Annotated in this window: 9 protein-coding genes; 5 read left to right on the top strand and 4 right to left on the bottom strand. The window is 73.7% G+C overall.

Annotated elements, in window-relative coordinates; all coding sequences use genetic code 11:
• Position 1: 1 nt before the first annotated feature.
• The gene (locus FHU30_RS01825) at positions 2-1,252 is read right to left on the bottom strand and encodes an extracellular solute-binding protein (RefSeq protein WP_253870640.1); all 1,251 of its coding nucleotides are present in this window, start codon (positions 1,250-1,252) and stop codon (positions 2-4) included.
• A 775-nt stretch (positions 1,253-2,027) separates the two neighbouring features.
• Between FHU30_RS01825 and FHU30_RS46840 the strand changes: the two genes are divergently transcribed.
• Positions 2,028-4,577 (top strand): FxsB family cyclophane-forming radical SAM/SPASM peptide maturase, encoded by a 2,550-nt coding sequence (locus tag FHU30_RS46840; RefSeq protein ID WP_308211152.1) that lies wholly within the window; start codon positions 2,028-2,030, stop codon positions 4,575-4,577.
• Between the two features lie 12 nt (positions 4,578-4,589).
• On the opposite strand, the gene fxsT is transcribed toward FHU30_RS46840, so the two are convergent.
• Positions 4,590-7,169 (bottom strand): FxSxx-COOH system tetratricopeptide repeat protein, encoded by a 2,580-nt coding sequence (fxsT, locus tag FHU30_RS01810; protein ID WP_253870638.1) that lies wholly within the window; start codon positions 7,167-7,169, stop codon positions 4,590-4,592.
• Positions 7,170-7,450: 281 nt separating this feature from the next.
• Here fxsT and fxsA point away from each other — a divergent pair, with 281 nt between their 5' ends.
• Together fxsA and FHU30_RS01800 are read left to right on the top strand one after the other, a co-directional pair.
• Complete coding sequence (fxsA, locus tag FHU30_RS01805) at positions 7,451-7,627, top strand: FxSxx-COOH cyclophane-containing RiPP peptide (protein WP_253870636.1); 177 nt, start codon at positions 7,451-7,453, stop codon at positions 7,625-7,627.
• A 69-nt stretch (positions 7,628-7,696) separates the two neighbouring features.
• Entirely contained in the window at positions 7,697-9,868 is a 2,172-nt protein-coding gene (locus FHU30_RS01800) for an nSTAND1 domain-containing NTPase (RefSeq protein ID WP_253870634.1), read from the top strand.
• Positions 9,869-10,467: 599 nt separating this feature from the next.
• Here the strand turns inward: FHU30_RS01800 and FHU30_RS01795 are convergent.
• Both FHU30_RS01795 and FHU30_RS01790 read right to left on the bottom strand, forming a co-directional pair.
• Positions 10,468-12,024: an MFS transporter gene (locus FHU30_RS01795; RefSeq protein ID WP_253870632.1), complete on the bottom strand. Its 1,557-nt coding sequence runs from the start codon at positions 12,022-12,024 to the stop codon at positions 10,468-10,470.
• 269 nt (positions 12,025-12,293) lie between these two features.
• Positions 12,294-13,649, bottom strand: coding sequence for a HAMP domain-containing sensor histidine kinase (locus FHU30_RS01790; protein WP_253870629.1), 1,356 nt, complete (start codon positions 13,647-13,649; stop codon positions 12,294-12,296).
• Between the two features lie 146 nt (positions 13,650-13,795).
• On the opposite strand from FHU30_RS01790, the gene FHU30_RS01785 reads away from it, so the two are divergent.
• Together FHU30_RS01785 and FHU30_RS01780 are read left to right on the top strand one after the other, a co-directional pair.
• A complete protein-coding gene (locus tag FHU30_RS01785; RefSeq protein ID WP_253870627.1) occupies positions 13,796-14,065 on the top strand; it encodes a hypothetical protein in 270 nt (89 codons plus the stop codon).
• Positions 14,066-14,167: 102 nt separating this feature from the next.
• The gene (locus FHU30_RS01780; RefSeq protein WP_253870625.1) at positions 14,168-14,857 is read left to right on the top strand and encodes a response regulator transcription factor; all 690 of its coding nucleotides are present in this window, start codon (positions 14,168-14,170) and stop codon (positions 14,855-14,857) included.
• The last annotated feature ends 95 nt before the right edge of the window (positions 14,858-14,952 follow it).

Genomic DNA, 14,952 nt, shown 5'->3' with positions numbered 1-14,952 from the left:
ATCAGCCGGCCTTCTGGGCGGTCTTCTGGATGTCGCCGAGGACCGCCTTCGGGTCCTTGTTCGCGACCGCGGTGCCGAGCTGCTGCTTGACCGCGCCCGCCACCGCGCTCCACGCCGGGTTGCTGGTCGGGGCGAACTTGCTGGTCGGCAGCGCGTCCACGAACTGCTTGAAGTACGGGTCGGCGCTCAGCGCGTCACCGGCGGACTTGGTCACCGGCAGGAAGTTCTCCAGCTTGAGGAACTTGCTGGTGTTGTCCTTGGAGTAGAAGAAGTCGAGGAACTTCTTCACCGCCTCCTTGTTCTTGCCGTCGTTCTTCTTGAACGCGGCGAGCACGTCCATGACGCCGAGCGTGTTGTGCTGGCTGCCGTCCTTGCTGGGCAGCGGCGCGATGCCGTAGTTCAGGTTCTTGTTCACCGTGTCGATGAACCCCGCGCGGGTGAACGGGCCGCCGATCGCCATGCCGACGCGGCCCTGCGCGAACTGGTTGAACACCGTCTTGCGGTCGGTGGACTCCGGGTTCGGCTGGGTCAGGCCGGACTTGTTCAGGTCCTTGAGGAAGTTCAGCGTGTCCACGTTGGCCGGCTGGTCGATCGCCCACTTGCCGGACGCGTCGACCCACCCGCCGTTGTTGTTCATCGCCCAGGAGTAGAACTCCGCCTGGGCCTCCTCGGGCCCGAGCGGCAGGCCGTAGCCGATCGCGCCGCCGGCCTTGACCTTCTGCGCGTCGGCCTTGACGTCCGCCCAGGTCTTCGGGGCGTCGTTGATGCCGGCCTTCTTGAACAGGTCCTTGTTGTAGAACATCAGGCGCGCGCTGGAGATGAACGGCAGCCCGTACTGGGTGCCGTTGTACTTGGCCTGCTCGACGAAGGTCGGCGAGAAGTCGCTCAGCGTGCTCGGCGACACGACGTCGGACGCCGGGTAGATCAGGCCGTCCCGCGCGAAGTCGGAGAACGCGTTGTAGTTCAGGACGTCGGGGACCTGCTTGGTCTGGACGTAGGTCTTCACCTTGGCGTCCATCTGCGTCCAGTCCACCATCTCCAGGTCGACCTTGTACCCCGAGTTCTTCGCCTCGAAGTCCTTGATCAGGCCGTCCCAGTAGCCCTTGGTGTTGTCGTCGTAGATGGCCGCGACGAACTTGATCGTCTTGTTGTCGCCGCTGCCGCCGCTCGACGAGCTGCCCTTGCTACAGCCGCTGACGCCCACGGCGACCGTGAGGCCCGCGGCGATGGCGACCGTGAGATGCCGTTTCATCTGGTCCCCGCCTTCTCCGGCGCACATGAAAGAATGTGCGCGGTACGAATGCTCTATGAGCAGAAACGCGCGTGGCCCGACGATAAGAGCTGGTCCGTACCAGTTCAAGGGGCGTCCTCCCCACGAGTCTCAACCGTTATCGGCCGTCTTGCCCTGGTCTGTGCTGGTACGTGCCCTACGCAGGACTGGTCCGGTCCCGGCGGCCCGCCCGCCCGGCGTTGCGGTCGGGTGCCTAACCCGCATTGCGTCCCCGCCGCCATCTCGCGCAGTTCGGCTGATCGCGGTGGCGCCCGGGATCCGGGAGAACACGAACCGTCGCGGGACCCCGTCCCGACGCCGCAGAGTGCCCGGAACCGCCTCGTCCATCCCACGTTTCCCCGCACCGCACTCCCCGTCCGTTCCAGCGTCGCCGTCCCGACTCCCGCGGCGCCGTCCCGACGTGTTCCCGCGGCGCTGTTCCGCACCCTTCGATGTCGATGGGTGTGGCAGCGGGGACCGGATTTCGCGCCGTTTGGCGCGGACGGCCTCCTTGTTCGGGACGGCCGGTGGCGACGCGGCTTCCGTCCGGCGTGCCGTCCCTTGCCCGTTGGGGTTCCGTATCGCCGGGACGCGCGCCGGAATCGGCGGTCGGGAGATCCTCCGGTCGGGCCCGGGTGCCCGGTTGTGGTCGGGACGGGGGGTTTGTTGATCACGGTGGGGGCTCACATATCGGGGCAAAGGTGCTCGGCCGTCCGGCGTCGCACCGTGCCCGGACCAACCCTGGGGGCTGATCGGCGTGGCGGGTCGGACCGACGGACGCGAATGGCCCGGTGCGATGGACCTCGCGGCGGCGCGCGCGGCCGGATGGCGGCCGACGCCGTTCCGGCAGTTCATCCTGAAGATCCACAGCCGCTGCAACCTGGCGTGCGACTACTGCTACGTCTACGAGATGGCCGACCAGGGGTGGCGGGACCAGCCCCGGCGCATGAGCGAGGCGGTCGTGGACGCCACGGCGCGGCGGATCGGGGAGCACGTCCGCGCGCACCGGCTGGGCGGGATCGAGCTGATCCTGCACGGCGGCGAGCCGCTTCTGGCCGGGCCGGAACTGATCCGGCGGACCGTCCTGGCCGTTCGGGAGGCGGCCGGAACGCGGACGCGGGTGCGCGCCGGGGTGCAGACCAACGCCGTCCTGCTGGACGAGCCGTTCCTGCGCCTGTTCGACGAGCTGGACGTGCGGGTGAGCGTCAGCCTGGACGGGGACGAGCGCGGCCACGACCGGCACCGGCTGCACGCGAACGGCCGGGGCAGCTACGCGGAGACCGCGGCGGGCCTGCGGCGGCTCACGGCCGAGCCCTACCGGCGGCTGTTCACCGGGCTGCTCGCCACCGTCGACCTCGCGAACCCGCCGGTCGAGACCTACGAGGCGCTGCTGGAGTTCCGTCCGCCCGCGATCGACCTGCTGCTGCCGCACGGCAACTGGGACGCCCCGCCGCCGGGGCGCGACCCGTCCGCCGCGGACGAGCCCTACGGCGACTGGCTGGCCGCCGTCTTCGACCGCTGGGCCGGCGCGCCGGAGCGGGAGACGAGCGTCCGGCTGTTCCGCGAGATCATCGCGCTGAGCCTGGGACGGCCGTCCGCGAGCGAGATGGTCGGGCTGTCCCCGGCGGCGATGGTCGTGGTCGAGACGGACGGCACGATCGAGCAGGTCGACACCCTCAAGTCCGCCTACGAGGGCGCCGCCGCCACCGGCCTCCACGTGGGCCGGGACGGTTTCGACGCCGCGCTCGCCCTCCCCGCCACCGCCGCCCGCCAGATCGGAGCGGACGCGCTGTCCGACACGTGCCGCGCCTGCCCGGTCGGCCACATCTGCGGCGGCGGCCTGTACGTCCACCGGTACAGCGCCGGAAGCGGCTTCCGGAACCCGTCCGTCTACTGCCGCGACCTGTACCGGCTGGTCAGCCACATCCGAGACGCCGTCGCCCGCGACGTGGCGCGCGCCAAGAGCACCACGAGCGCCGGGACACGGGCCGCGCGGCCCGCACGGGCCTCGCGGCCCGAACCGAAGCGGCTGTCGATCCCCGAGAAGGTCTTCCTCGGGCTCGCGCAGGGCGGCGGCGGAGCCTACGCCGTGGACGAGCTGTGGCGCGTCCAGCGGTCCAAGCGCGCGCTGCTGCTCCGCTGGGTCCGCGAGGCCGCCAGATCGCGCGACCCGGCGCGCGAGGCCCGCGCCCGCCAGGCGTACGCGCAGCTCGCGGAGATCCAGGGCCGCGCGCCGGACGAGGTCCGCGCCGTCCTCGACCACCCGACCGTCGGGGTCTGGGCGCACGCGGTCGCGGACGCCGGCGCGGACACCGACCCGATCACCGCGCTCGCCGCCGCCGCGGCGGTCCGGGCCCGCGACCCCCGCCCGGTCGAGGTCGTCGGCGGCCCGGACGGCCTGTTCCTGCCGTCCCTCGGCCTGGTCGGACGGTTCGCCGGGACCGGCGTCGTCCGCGCCGCGCCCGGCGCGCCGGTCACGGTCACGTCCGAGGCGGGCACGGTCACGCTGCCGGACGACCCGCACCGGGACGCCCCCGGCTGGCGCGGCCTGCGCAGCGTCGAGGCCGAGTACCACGGCATGGCCCTGCACCTCCTCCTGGACGACGCCGACCCGCTCCGCACGGTCGGCGGCGACCCGACGCCCCGCCTCACCCCGGCGGACGCCGACCGCTGGCGCGCGGCGCTGCGCGGGGCCTGGCGGCTGCTCGTCCGGCGGCACTGGACGGTCGCCGAGGAGGCCGCCCGCGCGCTGATCGCCCTCACCCCGATCGTCCCCTCGGCGCGGGGGATGAGCAGCGCCACCGCGCACGAGGCGTTCGGCGTCCTGTTCGCGTCCCTCCCCGACGACGAGCGGGACCTCGCGGCCACGTTCGCGCACGAGGTGCAGCACGCGAAGCTCGGCGCGCTGAACGACGCCGTCCCGCTCACCCGCCCGGACGACGGCGTCCTCTACTACGCCCCCTGGCGGGACGACCCGCGCCCGGCCGCGGGCCTGCTCACCGGCGCGTACGCCCACCTCGGGGTCGCCGGGTTCTGGCGCAGGCAGCGGCACCACGAGCACGGGCCCGCCGCGCTGCGCGCGCACACCGAGTTCGCGCGCTGGCGCGACGCGTCCGCGCTGGTCGCCCGGGTCCTGGCCCGCAGCGGACGGCTGACACCCGAAGGCGAGCGCTTCGTCGCCGAGATGGACCGGACGCTCCGCGCCTGGCGCCGCGAACCCGTCCCGTCCGCCGCCCTGGACCTCGCTCGCACCGCCGCGACCACCCACCGAGACCGCTGGCAATCCAGACACGGCAGGCAGGTCTGACGCGTCCCCGGTTTAGATGGGTGGGGGGTCGAAGTCGCAGTCGAGGTGGCGGCGTTCGGCGGCTACGACGGCGTCCGGGTGGGTGATGCCGAGGACGCGGGCGTAGCGGTGGATGGTGTCCTCGTAGAGGGCCTCGCCCTCGTGCTGGAGGGCGTCGTTGCGCTGCTCGCGGCCCTCGCGCTCCAGGTCGACCGAGAGGTTCGCGGCGCAGGCGAGCGACATCGGGTGGTCCACGCCGAGCAGTGACCGCAGCCGCCGGAGCGTGCCGCGGCCGAGCGCGACCGCGCTGGCGAGGTCGCCGAGGTCGGCCAGGTCGCTGGCGAGGTTGGTGGCGACGGTCAGCGAGTAGTGGTGGTCGCGGCCGAGCCGGTCCTCCAGCCCCGCGAGGGCCTTCTCGTTGGTCGACCGGGCGGTCGTCGTCTCGCCCCGGACGCGGTGCAGCAGCGCCAGGTTCCCCTGGACGCCGAAGATGTACGGGTGCCGCGGGCCGTACATCTCCGGGTAGAGGTCCGAGACGGTCTTCGCCAGCTTCAGCGCCTCGTCCTGCTTGGCGAGCGTCCGGTAGACGTTCACCAGGCTGGTCGCGGACGCGAGGGTGTCCGGGTGGACGGGCCCGAACAGCCGGACGCACCGCTCGTAGGTCTCCCTGGCCAGCTCCAGCGCCTCCTGGTAGCGGCCCGCGCGGCGCTTGGCGATGGTGAGGTCGGTGGACGCGCGGACGGTCACCGCGTGCTCCAGGCCGAGCTGCTCGGTGGCGAGCGCGACCGCGTCCTCGCCGAAGTCGATCGCGTCCCGGAAGTCGCCCAGCAGCCGGACGGCGCGCGCCAGGCCGTTCAGCCGGACCGCCTCGTCCACGGCGCTCACGCCCTCCGGCCGCGGCCGCCCCGAGGACAGCCGGTAGCAGCGCTCCTGCACGTCCCGCGCCCGCACGTAGTCGCTGACCAGGCCGTAGTCGAGCGCCAGGTTGTTCATCACGCGGACGGTCCGGGCGTGCTCGGGCCCGAAGAAGTCCTCGTGCTCGCGCAGCGAGAACTCGCCCTGCTCGCGGCCCTGCCGGAAGTCGCCGCGGGCGCGCAGGTCCGCGCCGCTGCTGTCGATCACGGCGAGCAGCAGGTCGCGGAACTCGTCGTCGTCGCGCCCGCTGGCGCGCATCGTGCGCAGCGTCTCCTGGTTGAGCTCGTACGCCTCGGTGTACTGGCCGCGCTCGCGGATCAGGATCGCGCGCAGCCGCCGGGCGCGCAGCACGTTCAGGTCGTCCGGCGGCGAGCTCTCGCTCCAGTGCTCCTGGACGCGCTTGGAGAAGCTCGCACCGCCCGCCTGGTCGCTGGACACGTACAGGTAGCGCGCGAACGACAGCACCATCGCGCGGACGCGCGGGTCGGTGCTGTCGATGGCGGCCGTCGGGTTGATGTGCGCGTACAGGGCGTTGAAGTCGCGCCACGACTCGGTCTGGTCGGGGTCGTTCGGGGTCGCCTCCGCCAGCAGCAGGTGGACGTCCGACAGGTAGCGGGCCCGCTCGCCGCCCGTCAGCGCGTTGCGGACCAGGCCCTGGATCAGCCGGTGCATCTGGATCGTCCGGTTGTCGCCCTCGATCTCGACCCGGACGAGCGCGTACCGGCGCAGGCCCGCGACCGCGCGGCTGGTCTCGATCGAGTCGCGCAGGATGTCGGCCAGCTCCGGCGAGACGCCCGGCGGCGCGGTCCGGAACACGTCGCGGGGGAACGGCTCGGGCCCGAAGAACGCGCAGCAGCGCAGCAGCGGGACGGCGTTGGGGTAGTTGCGCTCCAGCTCCTCCACAGCGAGCCGCCAGGCGGCCGTCATCGGCCGCGGGTACTCGCTCGCCTCGCCCTCCAGCAGCAGGTCGCCGATCCGGTCGCGGAGCAGGGTCAGGTAGTCCCGCACCGACATCGCCGACTCCTGCAGCAGCGACGCGGCCTGCTCCAGCGCGAGCGGCAGGTCGCCCAGCTCGTCGGCGAGGTGGTCGGCGTCGTCGGAGCCGAGCGCGCCCGGCAGCCGGCGGCCGAGGAACTCGACGCTCTCCTTCCGGGAGAACACGTCCACCTCGACCGTGGCGACGCGCCCGCGGCCCTTCCAGTTGGGGTTGCGGGAGGTGATCAGGACGTCGCCGGGGCCCTGCGGGACGAAGGCGTTGATGTCGTCCGGCTCGTCGGCGTTGTCGAAGATCAGCAGCCAGCGGGCGTAGGGCTCGCCGCGCTCCAGCGCCTGCCGCACCGAGTTCGCGGCCTCCTCGACGCCGACCTTGCTCGCGGGCGGCAGGTCCAGCCGCGGCGCGAGCCCGGCGAGCGAGGACCGGACGAGGCTCTCCTGCGCGGACGGGATCCACCACACCAGCTGGTATTCCGGCCGGAACCGGTGCGCGTACTCGATCGCCAGCTGCGTCTTGCCGACTCCGGCCATCCCGTGCAGCGCGTAAGGCACCACGGCCGCCGCGACGTTGTTCCTGATCCCTTCCCGGAGGGACGAGAGCAGATCTTCACGGCCGGTGAAATTGTGGTTGCGTGCGGGAATCTTGGCTCCCCAGATGCGGGGGATTCCCATGGGCATCGGGATGTCGCCGGTCGAATCGGTCACGCGACTCGCCTCCCGCACGTGGGCGCACCACTGATCTTGTCAAGCATCCTATGCCGCCGCCGGAGGCCCGGCCATGACGGAAAACCGATTCCGGCCCGGGCTGTGGAATTTTCCGAACAGGCTGGCGGAAGGACGCGTGAAGGGCGCATAATCCCGCGCGTAATGCGCGCCCGCAATGCCGGACAGCACAGTGGCGCGATGTGGTCAGGTTCCCCCGCCGGATCGGGGGAACATGGACAATCACAGACGGGCCCCCGACCGCCGCAACAAGGAGCCTTCCGATGCGCGACGAGGTGGATTTCCGCAGCGACCTGCCGGATCTTTCCGGGACCTCCCTGGAGGAGCTGAGCGGGCTCGGCGGGACGGTGCTCGCCGAGGAGATCGAGAGGGTGCTCGCGCCCGGCCGCAGGCCGCCCGCGGTGTCCGCGAACTTCAGCGCCTACCTCGGCGACGAGTGACGCGCCGGATCCGTGGAGCGGGACCGGGCGCGGTCGAGCCGAGCTGAACCGGGCGAGGGAGTGGGCGACGTGGAGCAGTTCCCGGCCCGCCCTGGCGCGAACCCGAACACGGGTGACGCGTCCCCGCCCCCGCTCGGTGCGAACCCGCCTCCGCGCGACGCGTCCCCGCCCCCGCTCGATGCGAACCCGCCTCCGCTCGACGCGGCTCCGGCCGCCGGTGGCGCGGGCCCGTACTCCGGGGACGGGAACCCGTATCCCGGGCTCAGGCCGTTCACCGAAGGGGAGCGGCACCGGTTCTTCGGCCGCGCCGAGGAGGCGCGGCGCCTCGCGGAGCTGTGGACGCACCGTCCGGTCACCGTCCTGCGCGGGCCGGGCGGCTGCGGCCGGACGTCGCTGATCCGCGCGGGCGCCGTGCCGCTGCTGCGCGACGAGCGACGCGCGCCCGCCCCGCTCGTGGACGTCGGACCGGTCGCCGTCGAGCCGCAGGGACGCGTCCTGCCGACCGCGGCGTTCCCGGAGACCGACCCGTACCTGCTGGCGCTGCTCGCCGCCTGGAACGAGGCGCCCGGCGACGCCGACCCGATGGCCGCCCTCCTGCGCCGCATCCGGCGCGGGCTGCCCGGCGGGCGGCGGCCGGTGCTGCTCGCGGTGGACCGCGCCGAGCGCTGGTTCACCGGCCGCGCGGCGGCCACCCGGTACAACGGCCTGCCCGAGCTGCTCGCGGCGGTCGCTGCCGATTCCGGCGTCCGGCTGCTGCTGTCGGTGCGGGACGAGCACGCCGACGACCTGCTCGGCGCCGTCGCGCGGCAGGGGCTCCCGATCGCGGAGCTGCGGCTCGCGCCGCTCGGCCGGAGCGCGGCCCTGGACGCGGTCGCCGAACCCGCGCGGCAGGCGGGCCGGGCCTTCGCGCCCGGCGCGGCCGAACGCCTGGTGGACGAGCTGAGCGCCGCACGCCATGACGCCGCCGTCGACCCGGCGCTGCTCCAGAGCGCCTGCCGGGCCGTCTGGGACGGCCTCGACGAGGACGACGACACCCTCCCCGAACGGCTGCTCCCCGGGCTGGACGACATCATCGCCGACCTCTGCGCCGCGTCCGTCAACGCCATCGCGGACGATCTGGACGCCGCGGCCCGCTCCGTCGGCGCGGCCTCCGAGGACGACTGGCGCACCCTCAAGAAGTGGGAGCGGACACCGGAGGACGTCGCCCGCCGCGCCGCCGGAATCCCTCCGCATCCCAAGGACACGGCGGCCCCTGACCCCGGCCGCGCGTTCCGGCCGAGACCTTCCGTCCCGTCCGCCGCCGCACTCCATCTCCTCCGCGAAGCGCACCTGGTGACGAGCGTCCGCGACGGCGGCGCCGTGACCGACGTCCTCAGCAATCCTGAGCTGGCCTCCGCCTTCCGCGCGCTGGGGGAGCGGCCCAGGCGGCGGAACTCGCGCCGCCCGGCGGACCCGCGGCACCGGCTCCGCGCGGCCGAGACCGCGCTCGCCGCCGGGGAGGCCCTGCTCGCCCGCGGCCTCGCGGGCTCCGCGGCCGGGCATCCGGGGACCGACGCCGGGTTCCAGGCGGACGTCCAGACCGTCCTCGGGAACATCGCCTACCTGCACGGCGGCTACGACGAGGCGGGCCACTGCTACCGGCGCGCGGGCGAGCTGCTCCAGACGATCGACGACGGCGCGGCGGTCGTCCGGCAGCTCGCCGCCGAGGGCTGGGCGCGGTTCGCGGCGGGCGACGTCGAACGCGGCGTGGCGCTGATGCGCAGCGGCGCGGACCTCGCACCGGGCGACGCGTCCGTCCAGGTGGGCCTCGGCCGGATGCTGTGGCGCGCCGGACGTCCCGAAGCCGCGCTCGCGGTGCTCAGCGGCGTGCTCAACCGGCACGGCGACGTGCCCGAGGCGCTGGAGATCCGCGGCGAGATCCGCGCCGACCGCGGCGAGTCGGAGTCGGCGCTGCGCGACCTGGACCGGCTCGGCCGGTCCGCCGACCCCGGCGCCCGCGCCGCCCGCGCGCTCGCCCTCGCCCGGCGCGGCCGGCTGGACGCGGCGCGCGAGGAGATCGGCGAGGTCGTCGCGGCGGGCGCGGAGAGCGGCCCGGCCCTGTACCGGGCGGCCCAGGTCGAGCTGATGACCGGCGACACCGGCACCGCCACCGACCTCGCGACCCGCGCCGTCGAGGCCCGCCACCCGCCCCTCCCCGAGCACCTCCGTGCCGAAGCCTGGCGCCTCCTGGCAGACGTGTGACCCCCGTGCCCCTCGGCGGGCTTGCGAGTTACTTGGGACGGAAGCCGTTCCAGGTGTGGCATGTGACGCTGAGCGGCGTCCGGTTCCGGGGCAGGATCATGGCATGGGCTCCACTGCCACGGCGCTGGTGACGGGCGGGACGGCCGTCCTCACCGGGACGCTCACCGCGGTCGTCGGCGTCGTCACCACCCGGCTCGGGCACTCCTACGAGCGGCGGCGCGCGGCGGACGCGCGCGAGGCCGAGCACGCGGACGCCGCCGCCCAGCGCGTCCGCGACGCCTTGCGCAGCATGGACAACGCCGTCGTCGACCTCGGCGTGACGATCCGCCTGATCGGTCGGCTGAAGCAGTTCGACGGCGAGGTCGAGGAGCTGAGAAGGCGCATTACGGACGAGTACCGCACCGTGGTCAGGGAGATCCAGGCGTTCCTGGACGCGGCCGGGCACGATCCGAAGTTGGAGCGGCCGCTTGACGCGCTGCGCGCGGAGGTGCGGCGCGCCTGGCTGCACGGGCTCGGCGAGTCCGGCAAGCAGGACCCGCGCAGCGCGGCCGAGGTGGACGACGAACTCCAGAAGCTGCTCGGAGACGTCGGGCGGGCGCTCACACGAGGGCCATCGGTGCCGGCGCCGCGTCCCGGCGGGTCCGGCGCCGGAGCCGCCGCACCCGTGCCCTCCGGGCCGTCCAGAGCAGGACGCCCGTGGCGGCGATGGCGAGGGGCACCGCCCACGCGACCGCGAGGGCGCCGACCGCCGTGATCGCCACGCCGCCGCACATCGTGCCGATCGGGGCGACGCCGAGGGTGACGAAGCGGTTCGTCCCGGCGACGCGTCCGCGCAGCTCGGGAGGGGTGCGGCTGGCCTGGTAGGCGGAGAGCGCGATGTTCAGCCGGGCGCCGACGAACCCGACGCCGCCCCAGGCGACCATCCACACACCGGCCCACGGGACGGCCGCGAGCAGGACGGTCATCCCCAGCCACGCCCACATGCACAGCCGCACGAGGCGCAGCGGACGCCGCCCGAACCGCCGCCTGCGGGTGAGCGCCACGTAGCCGGACACGAACGATCCGCCGAGTCCGGGCGCCGCGAGCAGCACGCCGACCATGGCGAGCGGAAGCCCGGCATCACGCGCGCGCACGACCAGCAGCAGCGTGACCATCTGGAACAGCAGGTTGGTGGCGGTGCACGCGATCAGCGTCGTGCGCAGGAACCGGTACCGCCACAGCCATTTCAGACCTTCGAGCATCTCCGCCGTGAGCGCCCCTTTCCGGCGGGGCGCGGACGCGACGGTCGGGCCGTCCGCCCGCAGCGGCCGGACATGCGCCCAACCCTCATGCGGACGTGCGGCATCGTCCTGGCCCGCGCAGCGCCCCCGGAGCCCGGCGGAGCGGAGCGTCAGGATCGCCAGCATGGACGCGAGCCCGAACACGGCGTCGGCCGCATACGGGACGGCCGTCCCGACCGCGTGCAGGACGCCGCCCAGGGGCCGTCCGAGCAGCATCGCGCCGTTCGCGCGGCCCTCGTTCTGCGCCATCGCGGTCTGGAGCCGTGCCGCCGGGACGACGCGCGGCACGGCGGTCACCTCGGCGACGTTGTAGAAGGTCGTGCAGGCCCCGCTGACCAGCGCCGCGACCACCAGCACGCCCGGCCGGAACACCCCGGCGGCGAGCGTCAGCACGACCGCCAGCGACATCAGCGTCCGGACGGTCTGGCCGACCAGCATCGTCCGCCAGTGGTCGAGCCGGTCCACGAGCATCCCGGCGGGCACATGAAGCAGCAGCCCGGGGACCGTTCCGGCCGCGACGACCCAGCTCACGAACGCGGGCGAGCCGGTGAGCGTGAACGCGAGCAGCGGCGCCGCGGTCGTGACGCTCATCGCGCCGAGCAGCGACGCCGCCGATCCCGTCCATAGCAACCCGAACCGCAGCTTCCACCCCGCCGGCTCCGGCACGACCACCGTTTCCGGCGCAGGCACCACTTCCAGCGCAGGCGCCACTTCGAGCACGGGCGGTGCTTCCAGCGCAGGCACCGATTCCAGCGCCACTTCTAGCGCAGGTGTCACTTCTAGCGCGGGGACGACTTCCAGGGCGGGGAGCGTTTCGGCGAGGGATTTCGGTTCGGCCAGGAGCGCCGGTTCCGGAAGGTCCGCCCGTTCCGGCATGACGGCGAGACGCGGAGGCGTCCGCCGTGCCGTGTTTCGGGCCTCTGTCCCGGGGTCGAGCTCCGAGACGGCCGCGTCCCCTGCCAATGCCATCTGTGTCGCCCATGAGGAAAGGACCGGACGGGGTCATGCGGGTGTACGGATGAGGGCGCACAGAATGCCCAACGCCGCCAGCCTAGGGGGTGCCGGGTAATGATCTCCCCAAGGGGCGGACTATCGGCGAAGTTGATCCGTGAAAAAGCAATTCTGGGGTGCTTACTGCGCCGATGTCAGGGGTTGGGGTGGTCGGCGGAAGGGGGGAGGGGGTCGGCGGCGGGCAGTAGCAGGGTGAAGATCGGCGGCGACGGGCGGCGCAGGACGAGCCGGCCGCCCTCGGCCTCGGCGAGGGAGCGGGCGAGGGCCAGGCCGATGCCGTGGCCGTCGGCCGAGGCGGAGTGCCGGCGGGCGAAGATGTCCTCGGCGTCGTCGGTGACGCCGGGGCCCTCGTCGGAGACGTCGATGGCGAGGCCGCCGCCGATGTCGCTGGCCTCGACGGTGATCCGGCCCGCGCCGTGCGTGACGGCGTTGTCGATCAGGACGTCCAGGATCTGCCGGACGGCGGACGACTTCACGTGCAGGTCGGGCAGCGGGTCGTGCGCGGTGACCGCGACCGGGCGGTCCACGCCCGCGAGCGTCACCGACCAGCGGGAGCGCAGGTCGGCCAGGAGGTCCGGGACGTCCAGGACCTCGGCGTCGGGGCCGGCGTCCCGGGCGAGCCGGAGCAGGTCGTCGATGATGTCGCGCAGGTGCTCGCCGCGCCGCACGGCCGCGCGGATCGCGGCGGTGAGGTCGGCGCTGGGGCGCTCCAGGGCGGATTCGAGGCCGAGCAGGAGGCCGGTCAGCGGGGTGCGGAGCTGGTGCGAGACGTCGGCGCTGAAGGCGCGCTCGCGGTCCAGCATGGAGCCGAGGCGGCGCGCGGTGACCTCCAGCGCGCGGCCCGCCTCGTCCGCCTCCCGGACGCCGGACGGCTCGGCCCGGACGGTGAAGTCGCCGTCGCCGAGGGACTGCGCGGCGCGGGTCAGCCGCTCCAGCGGGCGCGCCAGCCGGCGGGACTGGTAGAACGCGGCGCCCGCGGCGAGCCCGATCACCAGCACGGCGAACGCGCCCATCAGCAGCCAGGCCCGGTTCCGCCGGTCGTTCACGTCGTTCTGCGGCATCCCGACGCGGGCGATCGAGGTGACGCCCACCTCGGACGGGATCGGCGCGACGACCGTGAGGGTGCCGCCCTCGACCGACTCGTGCAGCCGCCCGTTGGCCGCCTCGGACGCCAGCGGGGACGACTCCGGGCCGTCCCCGACGATGCGGGTGCCGTCCACCCGGTAGATCCCGACGACCAGGCGCTTGTTGAGGCCGACCGGCTTGCTGAACGGCCGCGGGTTGTGCGCCTCGTCGTCCGGCGCGGTGGCGGCGACGCGGGTGGCGTCCCGCTCCAGCTTGGTGATCGCCTCGCTGTGGTAGAGCCGCTGGACGGCCACGGCGAGCAGCAGCGCCAGCACCAGCACGGCGATCGAGGTGATGCCCACGATGGTGACCAGGAGCTGCCGGCGCAGCGGGGTGCTCGCGGCGCGCGCCGTCCGGTCCGCCATCGTCCTCCCCCTCTCACCTGGGCACCCGCGGTGACCGGAGGATATCCGGGACGGTCCGCCGGGAAGGTAAACGCAACCCTAACCAGGGTGGGAAGGACTTCTCACCCGAAGGCGACTACGGTAGTCCGGCGTAACGGAGACCGAACGTGACCGGGAGGCCACAGGACATGCGCAAGGTGCTCGTCGGAGTCCTCGCCCTGGCACTGCTGGCCACGCTCGGACTCGGGCACGTCGCCCGGTCGCCGCTCTCGTCGGCGTGCGCCGCCGAGCCGCACAGCGGGTCCCGCCTGTCCAAGGTGGTCGACACGGTGAGCGACACGCTCCAGATGACGTCCCGCAACACCTACTGCCGCCGGACCGAGCGGGGCGGCGTGAGCCGCCCGGCCCCGGAGTCGGGCCGCGACGCGCCCGCGTAGGGCGGCCGCGTGACCGATCGGGGGGAACGCGTGTTGACCGGGGTGAACGTCCGGTACGGGTGTGAACGTCGCGCTAACCCGGAGGCCCCTACGCTAGGTGGCATGGCGGGACCATACGTGCTCGTCGTCGAAGACGACGAGGTCATCGGCACCGAGCTGGGCGAGGCGCTGGCGGCGCAGGGATACGAGCCGGCCTGGGCGGCCACCGGGAAGGACGCGCTGGAGCGCGTCTCCGCGCGCGCCCCTGACCTGATCCTGCTCGACCTCGGCCTGCCGGACATGGAGGGCGTCACGCTCTGCCGCCGGCTGCGCTCGGTGCTCACCGACACGGTCATCGTCGTCCTCACGGCCCGCACCCAGGAGTTCGAGGTGGTGGTGGCGCTCGACGCGGGCGCCGACGACTACCTGACCAAGCCGTTCCGGCTCACCGAGCTGATGGCCCGGCTCCGCGCGCACCTGCGGCGCAGCAGCGCGTCCAAGGCGGACGAGCGGTTCGTCGGGTCCGGCAGCCTGAACCTGGACCTCGCCGCCCGCCGCGCCACCTTCGACGGCGCCGAGATCGCGCTGCGGCCCAAGGAGTTCGACCTGCTGGCCTGCCTGGTCTCCCGGGCCGGCGAGGTGGTCACCCGCGAGGAGCTGATCGACCAGGTCTGGGACGTCAACTGGTTCGGCCCCACCAAGACCCTGGACGTCCACATCTCCGCGCTGCGCCGCAAGCTCGCCCAGCACGGCGCCGACCCCCGCGCGATCACCACCCTGCGCGGCCGCGGCTACCGCTACGAACCCGCCTGACCCGGCTCGGCGCGCCGTCGCCTGTGCGGTCGGCGCGCCGAACCCGCCTGACCTGGCTCGGCGCTACGAACCTGCCTGACCGGACTTGGCGCGCT

The organism is Actinomadura rupiterrae (assembly GCF_024172125.1).
Lineage (GTDB): Bacteria > Actinomycetota > Actinomycetes > Streptosporangiales > Streptosporangiaceae > Spirillospora > Spirillospora rupiterrae.
The sequence above is the reverse complement of the archived record's forward strand: the minus strand, read 5'-3'. Positions and strand labels throughout refer to the sequence as shown.

Excerpts from the sequence above, each read along its gene's own strand:
- FHU30_RS01825 (WP_253870640.1), bottom strand. The coding sequence starts at position 1,252 with ATGAAACGGCATCTCACGGTCGCCATCGCCGCGGGCCTCACGGTCGCC.
- fxsA (WP_253870636.1), top strand. The coding sequence starts at position 7,451 with ATGCGCGACGAGGTGGATTTCCGCAGCGACCTGCCGGATCTTTCCGGG.
- FHU30_RS01795 (WP_253870632.1), bottom strand. The coding sequence starts at position 12,024 with ATGCCGGAACGGGCGGACCTTCCGGAACCGGCGCTCCTGGCCGAACCG.
- FHU30_RS01790 (WP_253870629.1), bottom strand. The coding sequence starts at position 13,649 with ATGGCGGACCGGACGGCGCGCGCCGCGAGCACCCCGCTGCGCCGGCAG.
- FHU30_RS01780 (WP_253870625.1), top strand. The coding sequence starts at position 14,168 with ATGGCGGGACCATACGTGCTCGTCGTCGAAGACGACGAGGTCATCGGC.